This window comes from Planktothrix rubescens CCAP 1459/22, from assembly GCA_904830895.1.
In the GTDB taxonomy this organism is placed as follows: Bacteria; Cyanobacteriota; Cyanobacteriia; order Cyanobacteriales; family Microcoleaceae; genus Planktothrix; species Planktothrix agardhii.
The window spans coordinates 2921223-2943433 of sequence record LR882958.1; the positions used below are offsets into that span (position 1 = coordinate 2921223).

The 22211-nt window shown below is 41.1% G+C and carries 21 protein-coding genes; 13 read left to right on the forward strand and 8 right to left on the reverse strand.

Annotated features, from left to right (window positions below; all coding sequences use genetic code 11):
• Positions 1-111 precede the first annotated feature (111 nt).
• Both NMG86_RS13685 and NMG86_RS13690 read right to left on the reverse strand, forming a co-directional pair.
• Positions 112-1734, reverse strand: a complete 1623-nt coding sequence (locus NMG86_RS13685; RefSeq protein WP_052338724.1) for an SLBB domain-containing protein — start codon at positions 1732-1734, stop codon at positions 112-114.
• A gap of 61 nt (positions 1735-1795) precedes the next feature.
• Entirely contained in the window at positions 1796-1969 is a 174-nt protein-coding gene (locus NMG86_RS13690; protein WP_144018150.1) for a ribbon-helix-helix protein, CopG family, read from the reverse strand.
• A gap of 404 nt (positions 1970-2373) precedes the next feature.
• Between NMG86_RS13690 and NMG86_RS13695 the strand changes: the two genes are divergently transcribed.
• The 3 genes from NMG86_RS13695 to NMG86_RS13705 all read left to right on the forward strand — a co-directional run bounded on the left by NMG86_RS13695 (position 2374) and on the right by NMG86_RS13705 (position 4813).
• A complete protein-coding gene (locus tag NMG86_RS13695) occupies positions 2374-4188 on the forward strand; it encodes an FAD-dependent oxidoreductase (RefSeq protein WP_026786496.1) in 1815 nt (604 codons plus the stop codon).
• A 91-nt stretch (positions 4189-4279) separates the two neighbouring features.
• Entirely contained in the window at positions 4280-4507 is a 228-nt protein-coding gene (gene patX / locus NMG86_RS13700) for a heterocyst-inhibiting protein PatX (RefSeq protein WP_026797864.1), read from the forward strand.
• A gap of 63 nt (positions 4508-4570) precedes the next feature.
• Complete coding sequence (locus NMG86_RS13705) at positions 4571-4813, forward strand: lipopolysaccharide assembly protein LapA domain-containing protein (protein WP_026794148.1); 243 nt, start codon at positions 4571-4573, stop codon at positions 4811-4813.
• Positions 4814-4837: 24 nt separating this feature from the next.
• On the opposite strand, the gene NMG86_RS13710 is transcribed toward NMG86_RS13705, so the two are convergent.
• Positions 4838-5629, reverse strand: coding sequence for a Crp/Fnr family transcriptional regulator (locus tag NMG86_RS13710; RefSeq protein WP_026786494.1), 792 nt, complete (start codon positions 5627-5629; stop codon positions 4838-4840).
• A gap of 320 nt (positions 5630-5949) precedes the next feature.
• Between NMG86_RS13710 and NMG86_RS13715 the strand changes: the two genes are divergently transcribed.
• From NMG86_RS13715 to NMG86_RS13745, 7 genes are all read left to right on the forward strand, one after another.
• Entirely contained in the window at positions 5950-7065 is a 1116-nt protein-coding gene (locus NMG86_RS13715; protein WP_043936993.1) for a sulfate ABC transporter substrate-binding protein, read from the forward strand.
• Between the two features lie 49 nt (positions 7066-7114).
• Positions 7115-7441 carry an NIL domain-containing protein gene (locus NMG86_RS13720; protein WP_081694482.1) on the forward strand — a complete coding sequence of 109 codons (327 nt, stop codon included), beginning with the start codon at positions 7115-7117 and terminating at the stop codon, positions 7439-7441.
• A gap of 43 nt (positions 7442-7484) precedes the next feature.
• A complete protein-coding gene (cysT, locus tag NMG86_RS13725) occupies positions 7485-8357 on the forward strand; it encodes a sulfate ABC transporter permease subunit CysT (RefSeq protein ID WP_043938609.1) in 873 nt (290 codons plus the stop codon).
• A gap of 31 nt (positions 8358-8388) precedes the next feature.
• Entirely contained in the window at positions 8389-9225 is an 837-nt protein-coding gene (gene cysW / locus NMG86_RS13730) for a sulfate ABC transporter permease subunit CysW (RefSeq protein ID WP_026797866.1), read from the forward strand.
• A 112-nt stretch (positions 9226-9337) separates the two neighbouring features.
• Entirely contained in the window at positions 9338-10363 is a 1026-nt protein-coding gene (locus tag NMG86_RS13735) for a sulfate/molybdate ABC transporter ATP-binding protein (RefSeq protein WP_026797867.1), read from the forward strand.
• 339 nt (positions 10364-10702) lie between these two features.
• Entirely contained in the window at positions 10703-11023 is a 321-nt protein-coding gene (locus NMG86_RS13740) for a hypothetical protein (RefSeq protein WP_026797868.1), read from the forward strand.
• 269 nt (positions 11024-11292) lie between these two features.
• Complete coding sequence (locus tag NMG86_RS13745) at positions 11293-11496, forward strand: hypothetical protein (RefSeq protein ID WP_026786487.1); 204 nt, start codon at positions 11293-11295, stop codon at positions 11494-11496.
• Between the two features lie 614 nt (positions 11497-12110).
• Here the strand turns inward: NMG86_RS13745 and NMG86_RS13750 are convergent.
• Positions 12111-12794 (reverse strand): matrixin family metalloprotease, encoded by a 684-nt coding sequence (locus NMG86_RS13750; protein ID WP_026797869.1) that lies wholly within the window; start codon positions 12792-12794, stop codon positions 12111-12113.
• Between the two features lie 248 nt (positions 12795-13042).
• On the opposite strand from NMG86_RS13750, the gene NMG86_RS13755 reads away from it, so the two are divergent.
• Positions 13043-14992, forward strand: a complete 1950-nt coding sequence (locus tag NMG86_RS13755) for a diguanylate cyclase domain-containing protein (RefSeq protein WP_052338725.1) — start codon at positions 13043-13045, stop codon at positions 14990-14992.
• A 79-nt stretch (positions 14993-15071) separates the two neighbouring features.
• Here the strand turns inward: NMG86_RS13755 and NMG86_RS13760 are convergent, their stop codons facing one another.
• Positions 15072-15674, reverse strand: coding sequence for a class II aldolase/adducin family protein (locus NMG86_RS13760; protein WP_026786485.1), 603 nt, complete (start codon positions 15672-15674; stop codon positions 15072-15074).
• 360 nt (positions 15675-16034) lie between these two features.
• On the reverse strand, positions 16035-17183 hold the full coding sequence (cofH, locus tag NMG86_RS13765) for a 7,8-didemethyl-8-hydroxy-5-deazariboflavin synthase subunit CofH (RefSeq protein WP_026797870.1): 1149 nt from the start codon (positions 17181-17183) through the stop codon (positions 16035-16037).
• A 132-nt stretch (positions 17184-17315) separates the two neighbouring features.
• Between cofH and NMG86_RS13770 the strand changes: the two genes are divergently transcribed.
• Complete coding sequence (locus NMG86_RS13770; protein WP_052338726.1) at positions 17316-18545, forward strand: tetratricopeptide repeat protein; 1230 nt, start codon at positions 17316-17318, stop codon at positions 18543-18545.
• A gap of 698 nt (positions 18546-19243) precedes the next feature.
• On the opposite strand, the gene tgt is transcribed toward NMG86_RS13770, so the two are convergent.
• Both tgt and NMG86_RS13780 read right to left on the reverse strand, forming a co-directional pair.
• Positions 19244-20407, reverse strand: a complete 1164-nt coding sequence (gene tgt, locus NMG86_RS13775; RefSeq protein ID WP_026797872.1) for a tRNA guanosine(34) transglycosylase Tgt — start codon at positions 20405-20407, stop codon at positions 19244-19246.
• 26 nt (positions 20408-20433) lie between these two features.
• Entirely contained in the window at positions 20434-20886 is a 453-nt protein-coding gene (locus NMG86_RS13780; protein ID WP_026797873.1) for a hypothetical protein, read from the reverse strand.
• 381 nt (positions 20887-21267) lie between these two features.
• Between NMG86_RS13780 and cobS the strand changes: the two genes are divergently transcribed.
• On the forward strand, positions 21268-22062 hold the full coding sequence (gene cobS, locus NMG86_RS13785) for an adenosylcobinamide-GDP ribazoletransferase (protein WP_026797874.1): 795 nt from the start codon (positions 21268-21270) through the stop codon (positions 22060-22062).
• Positions 22063-22211 lie beyond the last annotated feature (149 nt).

Below are 22211 nucleotides of genomic sequence, written 5' to 3' on the forward strand. Positions count from 1 at the left end.
GACATCCCATTTTCACACCGGATATAATATAGCTTATAAATCTTGTCCTCCTGTTCCCTCCCACCCTAGCCCCCCGTGCACGGGGGGTTTGGGAGGCTGTTCCCTCTCCTATTAAAAAATATTCACAAATCGAAAAAGCCCTAAAAAGTTGTTAATCGGACTTAACGAATTTAACACAGTTCCTAAACCCTCTCGGAAAGCCGCCCCCCCAGAACGACCAACGACAATAACATCATTATTTCTCAGGGTTGGGTTAGTTTCCTCATTCACTTGCGCCGATAGATTAATCGAAATTTGGCGCCGAGAAACCGTCCCATTCGGATGAATACGAATTAATTCCACTTGTTTTTTATTCGCCCGGGATTCATTAAATCCCCCCGCTTCCACCAAAGCTTGATTCAAAGCAGTATTGGGAGGGAGACTTTTCGCCCCTGGAGACACCACCTCACCCACCAGACTAATTTTCAGGGTATCGGGAGAAAAAGAAGCAGCCAATACCTCAGCATTTTGTTGACTTTCGGCCGTTGTCGCCGTTGGAACTACAATCGTATCGCCCTGTTGTAACATCGCATCTTGGCTCAAATCTCCTTCTTGTAACAGTTTCCATAAATCTACAGTAATCTTTTGTTCGGTTCCAGTGCGGGTCAGACGTCGTACCTGAATATTACGGATATCCGCGCCCGGAGTAATTCCCCCCGCCATTTTCAGTGCTTTCGTCACCGTAAACAGTCCCCCAGTCGTCGCCACTGAACCTTCAGAGGGTTGACCGGGTTCAGAGGGAATTCTGGGAACCGTTTCTAAGGTTAGGGTATGGGTTCCGGGGCGATTTACCGCACCAACCACAGCAACATTTATGGGTTGATTATTATTACTAGCAAAATTAGCCGTAATTAATTGGGAAGATTCCGCCGCATTATGTTCGGTATTGGTGGGAATATAAATCGTATCCCCGTCCCGCAGGGTAATATCCTGACGTAAATCTCCCGTTTGTAGGAGTTCCCACAAATCCAAATTGATAATTTTTTCCCCCCCAGTTCCACTTGAGCGCCGAATTTTTACCTGTCGCATATCCGCGCTAGGGGTAATTCCTCCAGCCATTTGTAATACCCTTGTAATTGTGGGTAAACGTCCCCCTGTACCCGATACTTCTGGGGTTCCCATCATAGGGTTATTCGGGGTCGTAGCTGCGGACGGAGAGACAATATAAGACCCCGGACGTTGAACTTCTCCCGTCACCGCCACTTGTAGAGGACGGGCGGCGATTAATTTAAGAGCTAAAATCGGCCGTTGTAAATATTCTCCATAGCGCTGTTGAATTATTGCCGTTACTTGGTCTACCGTCATTCCTTGAACTGAAATATTACCAATTAAAGGCAAATTCACAGAACCATCAATCGAGACTTGATGATGACCATTATTACCACTATATTCAGGAACATTAAAAATATCGAGTTGCAGCAAATCTCCTGGGCCTAGGGTATAACTCGTATCACTTGGAGGAATATTAACTATCGGTTGAGGAACTGGCCCTTGGGCTTGGGCGATGGGAATATGTCCCAAAATGACAGCAACCGGAAGCCAAACCCCCCATAAACCCAAGAAATTAGCAGTTATTTTAGATTTTGAAGATAGAATCTTTACCATTATATCCCAATAAAATAAAAGTAGTAAGCCCTTCAGGGCTTCTTCCCAAAGTAGTAAGCCCTTTAGGGCTTCTTCCCAAGGATTATGCAAAAAACATAAGTTAGATAGATGCCGTCGGTAATTACTTTTAGCGGATTAAGCCCTGAAGGGCTTACAACAACCTCGCACAAAGCCCACGCACTTCAGTCGTGGGATGTAGTGTGAGGGTTTTAATGTAATCCCTAAGAACTTCAGCCATTGATAATCCTTCTGATTCAGCATGACTTTTGAGACGTTCATATTCTTTCTCGTTAACATTAAACTGAATTTTCTTTTCCCTTGACATACTCTATTTAAGACTCTATTATCAGAGTATAGCAAGGATGTTCCTCGCTTATCTGGTCAGATGTTCTGACCTCCTTAAAAACAAGTTGTCAATGGCGAGAAAAAGGCAACCACTGTGATTATCCCTATTGACTACAGAAAGCTCCGAAAAATCTTGGCAGAGCCAAAGACTGTAATAGTCGTGTGCCGTCAATTGGGACGAGGTACTTGGCATTCCTCAGAGTCTCGTACTCTCCTCTAATATTGCTGTGAAGCAATTCTGGAAACAGTAGGGGGCAACTCCATGAATACCGAGCAATCGGGGCTAGACAGGAGAATCCCACGCGGTTCACCCGTGGGAGTGTCAATACTGGGTTCTATTTTAGTCGATAATTTTTGGATTGTTTTTTTTGTTAACAAATAGCTATGAATCAGTTACAAGCAGATGTTTTAGTTGTTGGAGGCGGAACTGGAGGGACAGCCGCCGCATTGCAAGCCGCCCGTCGGGGGGCAAAAACAATTTTAGTTAGTCAATGGCCGATGTTAGGAGGAATGTTAACTTCTGCGGGCGTTGTTGCACCAGATGGTAATGAATTAGCAGCATTTCAAACTGGAATTTGGGGGGCATTTTTACGCGAATTAAACCACCGTCAACCCCAAGGTTTAGATAATGCTTGGGTGAGTTTCTTTACCTATCATCCCCAAATAGGAGCTAATATTTTTGCCGATTGGGTTAAAGCAGAACCTAATTTATTATGGATACCTGAACAAGAACCTTTAGAAGTTATTAAACAAGGGAATAAAATTACAGAGGTTAGATTTAATTCCTGTACTATTCATGCTAAAATTATATTAGATGGGACGGAATTAGGCGACCTTTTAGAACTCGCAGAAATTCCCTATCGTTGGGGATGGGAACCCAAAGACCAATGGCAAGAACCCAGCGCCCCAATTGAGCTATCAACATTAATGAAAACTACCCCCCCTAAGCCCCCCGTGCACGGGGGGTTTGGGGGGGTTCAAGCTCCAACCTGGGTTTTTATCATGCAGGATTTTGGAGAAGGTAACATAGCACCAGAAATTGATATTCCCCCCATTAATACCCCGGAATTATTTACTAATGCTTGGCAAAATTATGATATAGAATCATTCCTAAATTATGGTAGATTACCCGACAATAAGTTTATGATTAACTGGCCGATACAGGGCAATGATTATGATCAAAATTTAGATAGGTTAATCGGTTCAAACTCTGAGCGTTTGCAATTCTGGCAAGAAAGTTTTTACCATAGCCTGAGTTTTGCCCGATTTATTCAAATAAAATTAGGACGCAGATATGGATTAGCAACGGGAACTTTTCCTATAGAAAATCGACCTAATTTTAATATTAATCCTGATATTTTATCGGCTTTTGCTCTCCATCCTTACTATCGAGAAAGTCGCCGAATTGAAGGATTAAAAACAATTATAGAACAAGATATTTTACCGATTGAAAATGGTTATACTGCTCCCTTACCTTTAAATGAAGCCGGAGAATGTGAAGCGATCGCGATCGGAAATTACGCTAATGATCATCATTATACCCAATTTCAATTAACCCTACAACCTAAAAGTTTACGTTGGGGTGGACGGTGGACAGGAACCCCTTTTACTATTCCCTATCGAGCTTCAATTCCGATTAATACCGACAATTTATTAGTCTGTGAAAAAAATATTTGCGTTTCCCATATTGCTAATGGTGCAACCCGTTTACAACCTGTGGTTTTAGGCATTGGACAAGCCGCGGGAATGGCCGCAGCTTTATGTATTGAACAGGGAATACAACCCCAAGAATTATCAGTGAGAACCTTACAAAATGCCCTATTAACTGATATAATTGCCCCCCAAGCAGTAATTCCTTTATTTAATTTACCACCCGATCATCCCGATTGGTTGCACTGGCAATATTATTATTTAGAGCATCCCGAATTATATCCCATTGATGGTAATTGTCCGGCATCCTCAAACCCTCGTTATCCTGCTAAAAATAGTCACGCCTTCGAGGGTATTTTCCAGCGTCAGAGTCACCAAGACTATCGTTTTACCCTAACTCAAGGACAGTTTACAGGTCAAACCTGGAAATTAGTCACCCTATACCCAGAAATCAACGAACAATTACAAAATATTCCCACTCCTTCCTTCCTAAAAGTTTTCGGGCGTTTAAATTTTTCCGGTAACTGGTTAATTTTAGAGGGGTTATAGCCGGATTTAACAAAAACTTTTGACAGTTATCCCGATCTAAATATTAACGGTTTGTATAAGGAAGTGGACAGACTTAAAGGGACACTTTATTATGCAAACCTATACATCTTTAGTTTTATCAGTTTGTTTATCCGTTGGTCTTACTACTAACGCTTTAGCCGCTGGTTCTGCTTCTAATAAATTATCAGATGTTCTGAGCACCTCACAATTACTTTCCGCCCGTACAGGACTCAATGGCCCCTACGAACCAGACAGAGGCGGCGGACGTCGGGATTTCCAAGATACAACCCACTCTAATGATGTTAATGTTCAACTCTAATTATTGATTATGATTGAATATGATTGAAAATAAGTTCTTTCCTAAGATAGATTGTTATTATTTATGCCTAATGCCCCTGCCATTGTCACCAGTTTTATCCTAGCTTTCTGGATTAGTACGATTGCCATTCTTGCAGTCCAAAACGCTACACCGATTTCTCTGAGGTTCCTATTTTTAGAATCTGTGCAACTTCCAGTCGGTGTGATTCTTGCCTTTAGTGTTGCCCTCGGACTCCTGGGTGCAGCGCTATTCAAGCCCATTGCACAATTAGGACTCACAACTCAAAACCCAAGAATCAGGAGTTAATTATTTCTCTCCCCTAATCCTTACCTACTTCAACGGCCACCAGGAAACCTTATCCCGGGTGGCACTATAGGTTTCTTTTAATCCTTCGGGGTCAATAACTCGAATCGTATCTTCCGAGGAATCACTGGATTTCGCGGCTTCAATTAATTTGACTTTCTGCATTCCTTTGAGAACCTGTTCAACGGTGCGGTGGTTTAACTGACAGGAACGAGCGATCACATCAATAGGCAAATCGAAGGTATAAACTCCGTCGGACTGGGGTTGATTTCCTAGACTGCGTTCTTGATAGACCAATGCCCTGAATAGTGCAGCCACGGCTTGAGGAGGATAGGAACTGCAATTAAGTAGATGATACTGAAATTTTTCCCGCAGTTCAAAGAATTTATCATAGCGTTCCCGCACCACTGGACTATCCTGATAAATTTCTTTCAGGGTATCTAGGGGCAGTTTAATTATATCGGTGGTTTTGTAGGCTTCGACTAAACTGGGAAACGCCCGACTCATCTGGCCAAAACCAAAGGGAAGATTTCTCATCCCAAAACATCCCCCCGGATAACTGATGGCAATAATTCGGTCTAGGGGTGTACTCCGAGTAATAATTGGCCCGCCACTGAGAATAATATAGAGAACATCTAAAAAGATATTGGGACGAAAGGCTGTATAGACAGGACGATTAGAATACAGTTTTTCTATAGTCAGGTCTGGAGAAAGATACTGAGCCAGCCAGTTAATCTCTAAGTCTCGGAAAAGATAGTTAGTCTGAATCAAAAGTTTTGCTAACTCGGCTTCAGGTGATGAAGGTGCTTGTGCTGTCATATTTTACTTCCCTATTGGGACTCCACCAAATTTATAGTTTATAGCTGGCCTAGGGTAGCGATGCTGGGAGTGCAGTTCCTAGAACCGCATTGCGGGGCTGAACACCAGGGGAGGATAACTGGATTGGACTGCCTCTGACTACATAACTGGGTCAGCCTATATGTATTTTGACATGGTAAAAGCATTGATTGATAAATTTAAGTTTTTAATTTTGTAATGCAGATGTATTGAAATTCAAACTAACTTAGTATAGAATCCAAAGGCAGTCAAAAACAAAAGACTGTGTAAATAAATTCCAGATGGATTTCAGGAGTGTGATAATGCGAATCAGTTCACCGTTACCCCCAAAACGTTTCTCTGCTAAGTCTATTGGTTATGTCTTGACTGGACTTGCACTCAACTGCATGGTGGTAGCTTGCTCCTCACCTAACAATAACGCCAACAATCCATCTCCTACCGCCACGAATACTCCTGCACCCCAAGCCGCCCAAACGGACAAACCGATTAAACTCACCCTCGTATCTTACGCAGTCACTAAAACGGCTTATGAAAACATTATTCCTAAGTTCGTGGAACAGTGGAAAGCCCAAACCGGGCAAACTGTAGAGTTTGAACAAAGTTATGGTGGCTCAGGCTCCCAAACCCGTGCGGTTATTGATGGACTCAATGCCGATGTGGTGGCTTTGGCCTTAGCCGGAGATACCGCAAAAATAGAAAAAGCTGGACTCATCCAACCGGGTTGGGAACAGGAACTTCCTAATGAGTCGATTGTCCATAAATCCGTCGCGGCTTTGGTATTCAGAGATGCCAATACCAACGTTAAGGGATGGTCTGATTTGACCCGTGATGATGTTCAGGTGATTACAGCTAACCCCAAAACCTCTGGCGGAGCGAAGTGGAACGTCCTGGCCTTGTGGGGTTCCGTCACCCAAGCCGGAGGCACCCCGGAAGAAGCTCAAACCTTTGTAGAAAGTGTCTTTCGTCGAGTTCCGGTGCTACCAAAAGATGCCAGGGAAGCCAGTGATGTTTTCTATAAACAGGGTCAAGGCAATGTCTTAATTAATTATGAAAACGAGGTGATTTTAGCGGCTCAAAAAGGAGATAAACAACCCTATATTGTGCCCACGGATTATAACATTTCCATTGATAACCCGGTTGCCGTTGTTGATAAAAATGTAGACAAACATGGAACCCGTCAAGTAGCAGAAGCTTTTACCAAGTTCTTGTTTACACCGGAAGCTCAAAAAGAGTTTGCCAAAGTCGGATTCCGACCCGTTGAACCCACGGTTGAAGCCGAATTTGCCAGCCAATTTCCTAAAGTTGAAAAACTGTTCACTATTAAGGATTTAGGTGGATGGAAAGAGGTAGATACTCAATTTTTTGCTGATGGAGCAATTTTTGATCAAATCCAAGCCCAAATTGCCCAATCTAAATAGAGATTGATTCAGTCCCCAAAATTCTAGTCATTTATTTGAGGAGATTAAAATGTCTTTGAATTCTCCAAATATTGATCAAGAAAATACAGATTTATCTGGATTAAATGCCAGAGAAAAGTATCAATCTGATTCTCGAATTAGAGTCAGAATTCCCAAGGAATACCACCAAGAACCCGTGATTTCTCGCCTAGCTTCCGATTATGGTTTACAAGTTAACATTATCGGAGCAATTTTAGGTCAGAATGCCCGGGAAGATGGTTGGTTTGATTTACTCCTGAAAGGAACTCCCCAACAAATTGATAGCGCCCTGATTTATCTTTCCGATTTGGATGTTGAAATTTGGCGGGATTCAAAATCAGAAGTAGATGGTTGGTAAACAATCAATTCAATTCCTATTCCCCGTAGAGTATTAAACATTAATGGTGACTTCTGTAGACCAGTTTAAAACCCAGAAACCAGCTTCTAATAACCCATTAAAAGAACTTTGGGGGAGGCTTTCTTTCCCCTGGGTTTTTACCTTTTCCTATCTGATTTTTATGTTAATTCTGCCCTTTGCAGCATTAATTACAAAATCCTTAACCATATCCCCCCAGGAATTTTGGAAAATTGCCTTTAGTCCCGTTGCCATGAGCGCTTATAACGTTACTTTTGTAACTGGTTTAGCTGCCGGGGCAATTAATGGAATCATGGGAACTTTAATCGCTTGGGTGTTAGTTCGTTATAGCTTTCCTGGGAAAAAATTAATTGATGCCGCCGTTGATTTACCCTTTGCCTTACCCACTTCCGTTGCTGGTTTAGTCTTAGCAACGGTTTATAGTAATAACGGTTGGATTGGACAATTTTTTGCTCCATTTGGGATTAAAATAGCCTTCACCCGTTTAGGGGTTTTTGTTGCCATGTTGTTTATTTCTCTGCCCTTTGTGGTGCGAACTTTACAACCAGTTATGCAAGAAATGGAACGGGAAACGGAGGAAGCAGCTTGGTCATTAGGTGCATCTCAATTCCAAACTTTTATCAGGGTTTTACTCCCCCCCTTAATGCCGCCAATTTTAACCGGAATTGCCCTGGGTTTTTCCCGGGCTGTGGGAGAATATGGTTCGGTAGTAATTATTTCTTCTAGTATTCCCTTTAAAGATTTAATTGCCCCGATTTTAGTGTTTCAGCGCTTAGAACAATATGACTATGTAGGTGCGACGGTCGTGGGTACAGTCCTCTTAATTATCTCATTGTGCTTATTAGTATTAATCAATGCGCTGCAACAGTGGGGCCGCCGTTATTCTCTGAAAAGTTAAGAATTTTTAACCAGTTAATTGTTTACCTTTTATGGCATCTTCCCCAACAAATCCCGCTCAATCTCAGTCATTCCCTTGGGTTAAATGGCTGCTGATTGGCATTGCTTTACTCTATCTGGCTCTGGTTTTATTTATTCCAGCAATAGCAGTTTTTTATGAAGCCTTTCATAAAGGAACCCAAGAGTTTGTGATTGCTATTAATACCAGTGACTTTCAAAGAGCAATGCAACTGACCTTAATTATTGCTTTAATTGTCGTTCCGATTAATACGGTTTTTGGACTCTGCGCCGCTTGGGTAATTGCTAGAAATCAATTTAGAGGTCGTACCTTATTAATTAGTATTATCGACCTACCTTTTGCTGTTTCTCCTGTGGTAGCTGGGTTAATGATTGTGCTGTTATATGGTCGTAATGGTTGGTTTGGGCCAGCATTAGAAAACCTGGATATTAAAGTGTTATTTTCTCTCCCAGGAATGGTACTAGCAACACTATTTGTTTCTTTACCTTTTGTAGCCAGAGAAGTGATTCCGGTTTTAGAAGAATTGGGTTCAGAACAGGAAGAAGCCGCCCGCACTTTAGGCGCTCAGGATTTCCAAATTTTCTGGCGTGTGATTCTGCCGAATATTAAATGGGGTTTGCTCTATGGTGTTCTATTAACTAATGCTAGAGCAATGGGTGAATTTGGAGCGGTGGCGGTTGTTTCTGGATTAATTGCAGGTCGAACTTTAACCTTACCAACTTTTGTGGAACAAGCCTACAAAAACTATCAAACCGAAGCCGCTTTTGGCGCAGCCACTATTTTAGCTTTACTCGCCTTAGTTACTTTAGTTCTCAAGGAGATATTAGAAAGAAAAACCAGTCACGGATAAATTAATTAATTACCAATTAGAGATCACGAATTGTTTTAATTATTCCTCAATTCGTAATTCGTAATTGTTTTAATCATTCCTCAATTCGTAATTCGTAATTCTTAGAGGTACTATGGGTATTATCATTAACAACGTTTCTCAAGTATTCGGTAATTTTCAAGCCTTAGATCAGATTAACTTGGAAATTAAAGATGGAACTTTAGTCGCTTTATTAGGGCCTTCCGGTTCAGGAAAGTCTACTTTATTAAGAGCAATAGCTGGATTAGAACCCCCTACCAGTGGACAAATTATTATCAACGGTCAAGATACCACTTATTTAGATGTCAGAAAGCGTAATATTGGATTTGTCTTCCAACATTATGCCCTGTTTAAACATCTTACCGTCCGTCAAAATATCGCCTTTGGTTTAGAAATTCGCAAACATCCTCAGCAAAAAATTAAAGCTAGAGTCGAAGAATTATTAGACTTAATTCAGTTAACCGGATTAGGAAATCGTTATCCCTCCCAACTTTCTGGCGGTCAACGTCAACGGGTGGCTTTAGCCCGAGCTTTAGCCGTGCAACCCCAGGTTTTATTACTCGATGAACCCTTTGGGGCCTTAGATGCCAAAGTTCGCTTAGAATTACGCAGTTGGTTACGTCAACTACACGATGAAGTTCACGTTACCAGTGTATTTGTCACCCATGATCAAGAAGAAGCCATGGCTGTCGCGGATGAAATTGTGGTGATGAATCAGGGCAAAATTGAACAGGTGGGAACCCCCTCAGAAATTTATGATCACCCGGCGACCCCCTTTGTTATGCAGTTTATCGGTAGCGTGAATCTGTTACCCCGTCATACAACACTATTTCAAGATTTTGATTTAGATTCTACTGCTACTAATATTTTTGTTCGTCCCCATGATCTGGAATTACATACCAGTAATTATCAACAACTTAGTGCTGTTGCAGACGTGAAACGGGTGACTCATTTAGGCTGGGATATTCAAGTGGATTTAACCCTAGCCGATGGGCGTGAAATTGTTGCCCATTTAAGCAAAGAACAGTTGAACAAACTGGAACTACAAGCGGGTGATCAAGTTTTTGTTCAACCCAAACGAGGATATAACGGTGATACCTGCGAAATTATATTAGAATAAACCGCCGTAGCAGTCCGTTAAAATCCCTATTCCCTATTCCCTATTCCCTTCTCAGTCCCAGAGAGGGGTTTTTTTATTCAAGAAAGAATAATCAAAAACCGGAAATTTTACAAAAAGTAACGACAATGGCAAAACCACTTGCTCAACTGTCACATCCGTTACATAATGGATTTCGTCTTTTGTGTATGGGGAGCAAAGATTTTGGGGACGCGCCAAGAACTGGAACAATCTTCCCTATCAGAACCGACTTCACCAGAGATAGTAGCAATATCAACATCATTCTAATCCGACTCGCACCCAACAATTCAATGTAATCATTACCCATAAGGAAAGGTTGACATGAAAATCATTCAAGGATACAACCCATCAAAAACAATTTCCCCGATGAAGATTCGTAAAGTTAAAGGGGTAACAATTGTGGAGAAATACGGAGACAATCTCTATGTATTACCCGATGAAAATAATAATAAAACTGTACCAGAATTTAATAAAACTGACTCGTTTGATATTAATAATTGGGCAGAACAAGCAACGGATTTAGATGGATTCTACTTTGTTAATGCTATTACTATGACTGGAAACTATTTAGGTTCCGAATGGAATGATATTATTTTAGGGCTTAAATTCAGAGGATTAGCAACTTACGTTTCTAATCATTAATTTCTACTACAATTGATTTAAGTATAGCAGGGAACAGCCCCCCTAGCCCCCCGTGCACGGGGGGTTTGGGGGGGAGGGAACACCGGGGGAAAACACTTTACCGTCTGGGTTCCAAGATCCGTCTGGTGTCTTAACTGCCTTGGCGGTTGCTATATAATGTTGATATTGTAGTGCTTAATCGATCTGATTTTGAACCTATTTTCTAATTTATCCTGATTCTGAGTCAATAGGTCTGTATAGATTACAAATTGACCTGACCGGGTGAAAGCATGAACAAGGTATTATCGGGAACATCTATTGATATTCAGCATATCGTCAGCAAAATTTACGCTACAGGTAAAATTACCCGCGCCGACCAAAACGGGTTAATGGCTTTAGTTTTTTCTGACCAAGTTTTAGGGTTACGCGAATGTAAACAAATCAGTGAAATTATTAATCGTTTAAACAACGGATGGTTAAAAGTGATTGATTAAAACTTTATTTATACTAATTGAAATTGCTCTTATTAATTATTGCAAAATATTAAACTGTGTAAATTTTCGTAAATTTGGGGTAGGCGATCGCAAAAGTCATGCTAACTTAATAGTTATAGGACACCGCTCAACAAAACGCAACTGTTGATAACAACCCCACCGGATTAAATGCTCGTGTCCGTTCTGCTTTAATCCCCTTGCAACACCGTCAGTGGCACTGTGAACTACCAAACTGTTGATATTGTAGAGGGTCAAGGACTCGCCTGGAGCTTCAAAACGATAAGGATTTAGTTGGCTTTGGGGTCAATATCGGAACAAAGGTCTGTATCGACTTTCCTAGTGCAATACTTCTGATTGGAAAAGTTGCAATCTGTTGTCCACCTTAGTTTAGTGTTTTGCTTTTTTCGTTAACTTATCTGAAATTTGCTTGAGTCAACTTAGTTTGTTTTATAGTGATTAAGGTCTGGTCATTCTGTACCAGACCTTAATCGTTTTGACTGGATTTTTGCGTTATAGTAGTCGCGCTTTTGGTGGTATTTGATCAAGACTAATCCAGCAAACCCGACTGTAAATTCTTTCCCTCCCAAAACCCATTACCCATTACCCATTACCTACTACAATACAGGCCAGCCTAAACGAGTCGGTTGTTGATAAATCCGTTTTAAAGTATTAATATCTCTAGCAGAAATAGGCGGGGGTTCTCGAACTTGGGAAAAATACATGACGTCTGTGGGTTCAGGACTATGACCCCAAATTCCTAAAGCATGACCAAATTCATGAAGGACGGCGGCTTGAATATATTTTCCAGTTTGGGTGGGACTTAACCAAATCGTAAAGCGGTGGGATAAATAGGGAAACCCTTGGGGAGTATATTTAACCGAAACTTGATAACGGGTTTCTGCGGAACTGGCGCGTTTTTTCTGAGGGTCTAGGGGAGGATTTTTTCTAATAATTTCAATATCAGCATTTTCAGGTTCTTCAACTAGATTTAAGGGTAAATAATTATGCCATTTAAAAATAGCCGATGAAATACTTTGCTTCCAGTTTTGATCGGAAACGGGATTTTCAATATAAACTTTGATCGGAAAATCAGAAAAAATTAAATGACCAAAATTAGGAGCTTCAATTTTATCAAAATAATCACCTTGATTGTTTGGATCTTGCCAATGTGCTAAACTTTCTGGTAAAGGGTGAGGTTGAAATGGAATTTTATCATCGGTGGCAATAGTTGGGATTTGACCGATTAAAATTATAAAAAATGTTGTTAAAATTAGCCCTATTAAATAATGACGCTTCATTTTAAATGGAGAGTGTTACAATGCTGGCAGGAACTGAGTTTCAAATTTTGTGCTTGTCCACAGCATCATATTTTACAAGAACTCAGCCCAAAAAATGTGTTATAGATATTTTAAGATCGAATCCCAATCAAGTTCTTAGATTCTTAGCCTTTCAACCCACTTGTATCAATTGCATCCCAATTCACCATCAACCTCTGTGCTAATCCAAACCAGATATAATCGGTAGTTATTCTAGGTAACCTCAAGGTATGTCTCTATCTCCGAGTGTTGAGGAAAATCAACGATTAAAAGCACTTTATCATTACAACATCCTAGATACGGCTTCTGAAGCTGCATTTGACCGAATTACGCTTTTAGCGTCTCGGTTGCTAGGGGTTCCGATTTCCTTGGTCAGTTTAGTTGAGCAGGATCGAATTTGGTTTAAATCCCGCCTGGGACTCGATTGTCCTGAAGTTGATCGAGAAGGCAGTTTCTGCGGTTTTGCCATGTATAATCAGGGCGTTTACTGCATCAATGACACCCTAATCGATCCCCAATGGTGTGATCATCCCTTAGTCGCGGGAGAATTTGGTCTACGGTTTTATGCGGCGGCTCCTTTGTGTACGTCCGATGGACAACGCTTAGGAACCCTTTGTGTGATGGATCATCAACCCCATGAATTAAGTGAATTAGAAGTGCAAACCCTGCAATCTCTAGGGGAATTGGTGATCGAACAGTTGGATTTACGTCTGGCGTCCCAACGGTTACAGCAAACAGAAATCGCCCTGATACAAAGTGAAACTCGTTTTCGAGCCTTAGTGGAACAGGCGGCGGATGGATTTCTGTTGCATGATTTTAATGGCCGGATTTTGGATGTGAATGAATTTGCTTGTCAGAGTTTGGGCTATACCAGAAAAGAACTTTTAAGTTTATCCCTTGAACAGATAGAAGTTGATCCGCTTCCGCTAGTATTTTTTCAAAGTTTAGTCCAGGGTCAACCCATCACCCTACAACGAATTTACCGTCGCCAAGATCAAACCACTTTTCCGGTGGAAGTGCGTCTGGGATTAATTCAAGTTGGGGGACAACAATTAATTCATACTTTAGCGCGGGATATTAGCGATCGCTTAGAAATTGAACAACAACTAAAACAGCAAGCGGAACGGGAACAACTGAATACCCGACTGACACAACGCATCCATGAATCCCTAGAATTAAGTCAAATTATCAACACCACCGTCACGGAAGTTCGTCAAGCTCTACAGAATGAACGGGTGATTATTTTTCGTTTTGATAGCGATAAAGAAGGAGAAGTCTTAACAGAATCCTGTGCTCAGGGGTGTTTCTCTATGTTAGGTAATCGATATAAAGATTGTTGCATCAAGGAAACTTTGAGTCTGGAAAAGATCGATCAAGTTAAATCCGTTGCTGATATTTACACAAGTAATTTAAGTCGTTGTCATCAAAAACTATTAATTAAACTTCAAATTCGAGCTTATTTAGTCACTCCGATTTGGCATGGACAGAAAATGTGGGGGTTGCTAGTCGCTCATCAATGTTCTAGTCCTCGAAAATGGCAGGCTTGGGAACAGGAATTATTGTTTTCTTTGGCGGCACAATTGGCGATCGCTATTCAACAATCAGAACTTTATCATCAGTTACAAATTGTTAATCATGAATTAAAATATTTGGCAACTTCTGATAGTTTAACCGGAATTGCTAACCGTCGTTATTTTGATGAATATTTACAAAGTCAATGGGATCAATTATCTCAAGAACAAGCCCCCTTATCAGTGATTATCTGCGATTTAGATTTCTTTAAACCCTATAATGATACCTATGGACATTTAGCCGGGGATCAGGCTTTGCGAGAGGTAGCTCAGGCTATTTGTAAAGCCATGAGATATCCTACGGATCTCGTCGCCCGATATGGGGGGGAAGAATTTGCCATTATTTTACCTAAAACCGGGATAGATGAAGCTATTTTAATCGCCCAAAATATTCAAACCCAGATTAAAAAATTAAAAATTATTCACTCAGGTTCATCGGTGGGTTATTATATGACTTGTAGCTTAGGAATTGGCATGGTTATTCCCTCGAAAAAGATCAATTATAAACAATTGATCGAGATCGCGGATCAAGGACTATATCAAGCCAAAGCTCAAGGACGTAATCAATATGTTGTGTCTTCATTATCCCATTCTATGTCCTTAAATTAGGCTTGATATTGTTATCCCTATTCGTAATTCGTAATTCGTAATTCCCTATTCCCTCTTAATCTTAAATTTTGGATACAACTCAAATAGGATTGCTATAGTTCAATAATATTTCTCCTGCTTCATCCAAATCTTTTCCAAAGGTTAAAAATCCATCTTCATGTCCAGCCATCACTAATATTTTTTGCTGACTTAAATTTTCTTGATCAAACAATCTAAACATTTCTTTTGCCATTTCTGGGGTTCCATATTGAACTTGTTTCCGGGTAGTCGGAACTTGATATAATAGATCGCGCCAAAGTTGGGGGTGATGAACATGAATAATGGCATTAATATCGGGTTGATAACTATAAATTGCAGCATGGGTTAGGGATTCAGAGGAGGCTTGAATTGGCCCGCAACAGGTGAGATGATTGTGTTGAATGTCAAAATCCGTCACAACGGTATAATGTTCCGGTTCTAATTGAGCTAAATGTCCGGTTTGACTTCCAGAAATAATAAATTGTAAAGTATGAGGAATACGGATACTAATATTTCCAAATCCAATACCATTATCATAAACTCCAATTAATCCTAATTTATGAATGTGATTTCGCCATTGGATTAAAGATTTGATCGATTCCAGAGCAACTCTTTCCCCCAAAACCCATTCACAGGAATATTTAACAACGCCTTCATCAATCATTGTCCACCTCTGAATTTGAAACCGTAACTGGCTTGATTATTTTACAGATAATTGTTACCAGGAGCCAGAATACACCCAGCAATTTTAAGACAAATAGACCAATAAGATGTGATTCTATAAGAAAATTTTCAACTGGAGTGGCTCTTTACCCAGTCTTTACAGAAATTCCCATAATGATGGTTCAACTGAAGAATTAACTGAAGAATTAAATGACAGTTCTGTCGCCTGAAAATCAAAGTTTCTGTTTTGTCCTTTCGACTCGTCAAGATGATTTAATCTTCATCCGGGCGAGTCAATCACGGATTTAAGAGGATTTCACGGATTTCACGGATTTTAATTTGTGTTAATCCCCATTACCGATTACCGATTACCGATTCGTAATTCGTAATTATACAGCGTATCCCGTTGTTGATGAGGACGTCCCAGGGAGGCGATCGCATTTTTCAAGGTTTCGGGTTCCATACAAGTGCCACCTTTAGCACCCGCCATGGTAGTAATGTGTTCCTCCATTAAAGTGCCACCAATATCATTACAACCCCATCGCAGGGCTTCTGTAGCCCCTTCTAACCCTAATTTCACCCAACTGGGTTGGTGGTTAGAGATCCAATTTCCCAGGAAAATTCGAGCCACCGCCGTTAATAACAAAGTATCCGCTAAAATCGGTTGATCCCGTCCTACCCGTCGCCGCAAAGGGGCTGGAGCCATTTCTCCCACAAACGGTAAGACAATAAATTCCGTAATTCTAGCCGGATAATTCTGGGCTTTTTGTTGTAGCGATCGCAACTGCTGTAAATGGTGCATTTGCTGTTGGGGTGTTTCAATATGACCCGATAACATCGTACTCGTGGTCGGAACCCCCAAACTATGGGCTGTTTCAACAATTTCTAACCAAGTGGCGGTATTAATTTTTTCAGGACAAATAATATTTCGGACTGAATCTGCTAAAATTTCCGCAGCAGTTCCCGGCATCGAACCCACTCCCCCATCTTTTAAAGCCATAATCACATCCGCATAACTAAGATCATCTTCTCTGGCGATAAATTGGACTTCTTGAGGTGAAAAGCCATGAAAATGCAGGTGAGGGAATTTAGTCTTAATAGCTTGGACTAAATTTAGATAATAGGGTAAGGATTTTCCTTGAATTTTCGCTTCTAAGTTTAACCCCCCCTGCATACAAATTTCCGTCGCCCCCCTGGTAACTGCATCGGCTGTTTTTTCCAAAATTTGCTGAATGTCTAACCAAAAAGCTCCTTCCTCCCCCGCATCTCGACGAAAGGCACAAAAACTGCAATGCTGTTCACAAATATTCGTAAAATTGATATTGCGATTAATAATATAAGTCACCGTCTCCCCGGCTTGTTGCGATCGCAAGGTATCACTCACCAGCCGAATATTCTCCCGAATCACCGGATCAGTTTGTTCGAGCAAAATCACCCCATCCTCTGGGGATAGGTCATCACCTGCTACAGCACGGTTAAGAATAGTATCAACAGTTAAATTTAGGAGCATTTTGATCAATATTAATATAGAGGTGAACTTAATCGCGGGTGGGACAGGAGAAATCACCGAATATCAATTCTTTGTGTTTCCCCATTCCGTTATTTTTTCTCTCATATCCGGTGTTTATTCTTAAATCTTGCCATGAATAATTCGTTATTGTTTCAAAAGCAGTTATTTCTATTAAAACCCCTGGGTATTTTAACGGCTAGTGCTAGAGTTTTGCCCGTTTCCCTGGGTTTAGTAATCAGTTGGTTTTTGCTCCATACACCCCCTTTCAATTTTATTGGGGGACAATCAACAATAATTCTAGCTCAAACTCCAGCAAAACCTGATATTAATGCTTTATTTAAAATCGGGGTTGAACAATTTCGTCAAGGGTTATTTCCTGAAGCCTTAGCCACATTTAAAAAGGTTTTGGAACAACAACAAAAACAAGGTAAACCCGAAGAAATTGCCGAAACCCTAACTTATATTGGAGAAGTTTATAGTAATTTAGGCAACGATACAGAAGCATTAAAAGTCCTACAACAAGCTCTCACGTCCTATCGACAATTAAATCAACAAGCAGAAAATAAAAATCCAGAGTATCAAATAGGAATCAGTCGGAGTTTAAATTTAATCGGATTTTCCTATCGCAATCAAAACAAAATCTCAGAAGCCTTGAAACTCCATCAAGAAGCTTTACAAATTGCTCAGTCTATTAATGATCGACCTAATATTGCTGAATCTTTACATAATTTAGCCTCCGATTATAGCAGTTTAAAACAATATGATCAAGCCTTAAAATTCTATCAAGACGCTCGAAAAGTTAGGGAAGAAGTGGGGGATAAACGGGATCTGAGTCGCACCTTAAATAATTTAGGGGCGTTATATTTAGTTCAAGGAGATACCCAAAAAGCCTTAGAAATTTATCAACAAGCCCTAGCCCTGCGGCGTCAAATTGGTGATCAAGCTGGAGTCGGACGACTATTAGGTAATATGGCGTTATTATATCGTCAATTAGGAGATGATACCCAGGCTTTAGTTTATTTAAAACAAGCCTCAGAATTCATGACTCGAATTGCGGATAATACGGGGGCGGCAAAAATTCATAATTTGATTGGAGAAATTCAGGAAAAATTAAAACAACCAGATCAGGCTTTAATCTCCTATCAAAAAGCAATTGAATTGGCAAAATTAGCCAATGATCAAAATAATTTAACCGCAGCTTTAAATAATTTAGCAACGCTTTATTATGCTCAAGGAGAATATTCCCAAGCCCTCCAAACCTGGAAAGAAGCCTTAGCCATTCTGGAAAAAACCGGAAATCAAAAAGCAGCCCAGGAAACCCAACTCAGAATTGACGAATTAGAGAAAAAACAGGGGGGTTAGATATAGAAAATCATCCCCTATCCAACGGCCACGGCAGGGTCTTCTCCCCTAGCCCGTCAATTATCGAACCGAACAAACTCCCCAGAGTCGAGGATAGATGTTGCAATGGAAGGAGAAATTTTCTGCCCGAAAGTTTTATCTGTTATGGATTTGGGCGTCTTCAAACGGTGAGGACTATCAGGGATTGAAATGTTTAAGTTTTATTTCTTTACCCTTAAAAACCTTGTTGAAATAGCTTATAATTCCTTAATTAAATTACATGGTTAAGTATCATGAAAGTACCCGATAAGGATAGAAAACCACCTAATGATAGAAAACCACCGGAGAAAATCACGAGAACGAACATAATAGCTTCGGCGTTTCTGCTTTGGTTTATCATATATTTCTTTACTAACTGCACTCCAGAGGCTCGGGAGAGAGAGGCAGAGAAAGAAAAACACGAAAATCTGTGTTACACAGCTAAGAAATATCTTGGTTACAAACCTGCTGATTGCAACTAAGGTCTCGACCGGGTAAAGCAAAAGATCCTAACTTCAAAATTATCCGCTAAATTATACAGTTTAAACCCTTAACAGCTTATCGCAATGGGCATAAGCGCGTGTTTACAACTTCTTTGTGTCTTTGTGGTTAAATTAAACCTTGCCATTGTTAAGATACTAAAAATGTCAAAAATCAATGAAGAAGCCCTGAAGGGCTTACTACGGGTGATCGGAACGTTTATCGATTTCGTCATCCTCTAGGGTTGCTGACGCATCCGTTGAGGTGAGCCAAAATTCAAACTCATCGGCAAACCGATTATTTAAAATCGACTCTCGAATTCTTTGGGTAAAACGAATTAATTCGGTAACATTATGAATGGCAATTAGGGTATAACTCAAAACTTCCTTCGCCCGTACCAAATGACTCAGATAAGCCCGACTAAAATTTTGACAGGTATAACAGGGACAAGTGGCATCTAAGGGGCGATAATCCTCCCGAAATTGAGCATTCTTTAAATTCCACCGTTCTCCTTGAACCAAGGCCGCCCCGTGACGGCCCAAACGAGTGGGAATGACACAATCAAATAAATCCACCCCAGCCGCGATCGCTTGGGCCATTTCTCGATAGGTTCCGATGCCCATGAGATAACGGGGTTTATTAAACGGTAAAATGGGGGTTGTCACCTGCACAATCTTTTCAATTAAAGCTGAAGGTTCCCCCACACTCACCCCGCCAATGGCATATCCAGGGAGATCAAATTCTACTAAATCTCGCGCAGCCTGTTGTCGTAAATCCGCATGAACGCCCCCCTGAACAATTCCAAATAACGCTTGATCAGACCGTTTATGAGCTTTAATACAGCGTTCTAACCAGCGTTTTGTCCGTTCGGTGGCCTTGACAACCGCCTCCCGCGTCGCTGGATAGGGAGGACATTCATCAAAGGCCATAATCACATCCGCCCCTAATTCGTTTTGAATTTGGATCGAAAGTTCTGGGGTAAAGTTAATCAGTCGTCCATCATGGGGGGAACGAAAGGTAACACCTTCCTCGGTAATGGTGTTGATTTTACTTAAACTAAATACTTGAAATCCCCCGGAGTCCGTCAGCATTGGGCCGTCCCAGCCCATAAACCGATGGAGTCCCCCCGCCCCGGCGACAATCTTTTCTCCTGGTTGTAAATGTAGGTGATAGGTATTGGATAACACCATCTGGGCGCCCGCATCCTTGAGATGTGCTGGAGTCAGAGTTTTGACATTGGCGAGGGTTCCCACGGGCATAAATCGTGGGGTTTCTACCCAACCATGGGGAGTATGAAATAAGCCGACACGGGCTTTAGTTTGACTACAGCACGCCTGAACTTCAAAGGAAAAAGGATGTGACATAAAACAATAGAAAACGGCTTAATTACTTAGAATGGGCAGTCTTCATCATCAAGGGGATTCTCCCAATTTGATGACAAAACTTGATCCATAACTGCATCAAGAGCCGCTGTATTAAAATTACGATTAAATTGTTCTTGTAAGGGATTTGTTAAGGGAATTAATCGTAATAATCTCCCTCCTTCTTGAACTAGATCAAAATAAGTTTCTTGCTCAGAAGATTGCTTGAGTTCTAAGTAATCGAAACTATAAACATTCAAATACAAAGAATGATTGGCAACTAAAGTCGCCTGTTGCGGATTAGCAAAAACTTCTAGGATGTATCCTTCTGCTTCGCTGCATACCTGTCCGTCTTGAATACTAATATAACGGACACGACCCAAATCAACAAGCAGTTTTTGCATATCCCGCTTGTTAACAATGATCCCCGTATCAATAATGCAAGGAGCAGACACCCTGTAGTCTAGTTGATCATAACTCATGGAACAAAAGCCTCAGATGTAATCTGTGAATTACAGAATGGCAATGATTCTGTTAAATGAAATTTGTAGTTGTGAAGTTTTTCCATCCCTAGGTTTTGAGGAATTACGAATAAAGGTATCTGGCTGTACAGGTAGCTAACTACCATACACCTTACAATTAGGAAACCTTAAATCTTTTGTTCCTCTATTCCTTCTCTAATCTTTGATGATCGGAAGCAATCAAAAAGGATGGATTTGTTTTTGGAACTGCGATTTAACAACCCTGGAGTTGGTAAACTCCGATTGAAGTGTTTTGACTTTCAGACAAAACCTGAGTTCCTATTTCAATTCTGGCATACCCTAGAAAATATTCATACATCTATGCAAATTTAATTTTTTACCATGTCAGAGGATTACTTTCGATCGCTCTCCAAATTTTTCCAGCGCCAGGGGGCTGCATTAGCAGCAGCGATCGCTTTTTATACCTGTTTTCCCATTCCCCTCTCTTGGACTTTGGAGTTTCGCGGTATCGCTCGTTTTGCTCCGGTGATTGGGATATTGATTGGGGGTATTTTAGGATTGATGGATGGGGGACTATCTCTTTTAGGGTGTCCGGTCTTGACACGCTCGGTATTGGTGATTGTGACCGGAATTGGAATTACTGGAGGATTGCATTTAGATGGAGCGATGGATGCGGCCGATGGTTTGGCTGTGGCTGACCCAAATCGACGCCTGGAAGTGATGGCGGATAGCGTTACAGGAGCCTTTGGGGTGATGGCCGCGATCGCGATCGTTTTGTTGAAAGTCGCGGCTTTAAGGGATATGACAGCCGACCGAGGATTGATTTTAATGGCCGTAGCAGGTTGGGGACGGTGGGGACAGTTGGTGGCGATCGCCCGTTATCCCTATTTGAAAGCTACGGGAAAAGGGGCTTTTCATAAAGATACCCCCTATTCTTCCTGGGATTTAATTCCCGGTCTGCTGATGCTGATGGGTTTAAGTGGGATATTAATGATTCTCCATCCCCAACGTTGGTTAGTGGCCGTGGGTCTGGCTTTAGGGGGAAGTGCGATCGCGATTTTAATTGGGGCTTGGTTTAACGCCCGTTTGGGAGGACACACTGGAGATACCTATGGGGCTGTTGTTGAATGGACAGAAGCCTTTTTATTAGTGTTAGTTGTGGCACTTCAGGGGTAGCAGGGGAGGTAAACTCTTTTTATTACCCATTACCTATCAAAGATTTAAGCGGATTACACAAATTAAAATCCGTGAAATCCGTGAAATCCTCTTAAATCCGTGATCCCTATTACCCATTACCTATTACGTCTGCATCCTATCCTAGATTG

What these genes read in the sequence shown, in the direction of transcription:
- NMG86_RS13710 (WP_026786494.1), bottom strand. Translation starts at nt 5,629, where the DNA reads ATGACAGCACAAGCACCTTCATCACCTGAAGCCGAGTTAGCAAAACTT.
- cofH (WP_026797870.1), bottom strand. Translation starts at nt 17,183, where the DNA reads ATGCTCCTAAATTTAACTGTTGATACTATTCTTAACCGTGCTGTAGCA.
- NMG86_RS13755 (WP_052338725.1), top strand. Translation starts at nt 13,043, where the DNA reads ATGTCTCTATCTCCGAGTGTTGAGGAAAATCAACGATTAAAAGCACTT.
- NMG86_RS13735 (WP_026797867.1), top strand. Translation starts at nt 9,338, where the DNA reads ATGGGTATTATCATTAACAACGTTTCTCAAGTATTCGGTAATTTTCAA.
- NMG86_RS13760 (WP_026786485.1), bottom strand. Translation starts at nt 15,674, where the DNA reads ATGATTGATGAAGGCGTTGTTAAATATTCCTGTGAATGGGTTTTGGGG.
- NMG86_RS13740 (WP_026797868.1), top strand. Translation starts at nt 10,703, where the DNA reads ATGAAAATCATTCAAGGATACAACCCATCAAAAACAATTTCCCCGATG.
- cobS (WP_026797874.1), top strand. Translation starts at nt 21,268, where the DNA reads ATGTCAGAGGATTACTTTCGATCGCTCTCCAAATTTTTCCAGCGCCAG.
- tgt (WP_026797872.1), bottom strand. Translation starts at nt 20,407, where the DNA reads ATGTCACATCCTTTTTCCTTTGAAGTTCAGGCGTGCTGTAGTCAAACT.
- NMG86_RS13750 (WP_026797869.1), bottom strand. Translation starts at nt 12,794, where the DNA reads ATGAAGCGTCATTATTTAATAGGGCTAATTTTAACAACATTTTTTATA.
- NMG86_RS13705 (WP_026794148.1), top strand. Translation starts at nt 4,571, where the DNA reads ATGCCTAATGCCCCTGCCATTGTCACCAGTTTTATCCTAGCTTTCTGG.
- NMG86_RS13690 (WP_144018150.1), bottom strand. Translation starts at nt 1,969, where the DNA reads ATGTCAAGGGAAAAGAAAATTCAGTTTAATGTTAACGAGAAAGAATAT.
- NMG86_RS13695 (WP_026786496.1), top strand. Translation starts at nt 2,374, where the DNA reads ATGAATCAGTTACAAGCAGATGTTTTAGTTGTTGGAGGCGGAACTGGA.
- NMG86_RS13745 (WP_026786487.1), top strand. Translation starts at nt 11,293, where the DNA reads ATGAACAAGGTATTATCGGGAACATCTATTGATATTCAGCATATCGTC.
- patX (WP_026797864.1), top strand. Translation starts at nt 4,280, where the DNA reads ATGCAAACCTATACATCTTTAGTTTTATCAGTTTGTTTATCCGTTGGT.
- NMG86_RS13770 (WP_052338726.1), top strand. Translation starts at nt 17,316, where the DNA reads ATGAATAATTCGTTATTGTTTCAAAAGCAGTTATTTCTATTAAAACCC.
- cysW (WP_026797866.1), top strand. Translation starts at nt 8,389, where the DNA reads ATGGCATCTTCCCCAACAAATCCCGCTCAATCTCAGTCATTCCCTTGG.
- NMG86_RS13715 (WP_043936993.1), top strand. Translation starts at nt 5,950, where the DNA reads ATGCGAATCAGTTCACCGTTACCCCCAAAACGTTTCTCTGCTAAGTCT.
- NMG86_RS13720 (WP_081694482.1), top strand. Translation starts at nt 7,115, where the DNA reads ATGTCTTTGAATTCTCCAAATATTGATCAAGAAAATACAGATTTATCT.
- cysT (WP_043938609.1), top strand. Translation starts at nt 7,485, where the DNA reads ATGGTGACTTCTGTAGACCAGTTTAAAACCCAGAAACCAGCTTCTAAT.
- NMG86_RS13780 (WP_026797873.1), bottom strand. Translation starts at nt 20,886, where the DNA reads ATGAGTTATGATCAACTAGACTACAGGGTGTCTGCTCCTTGCATTATT.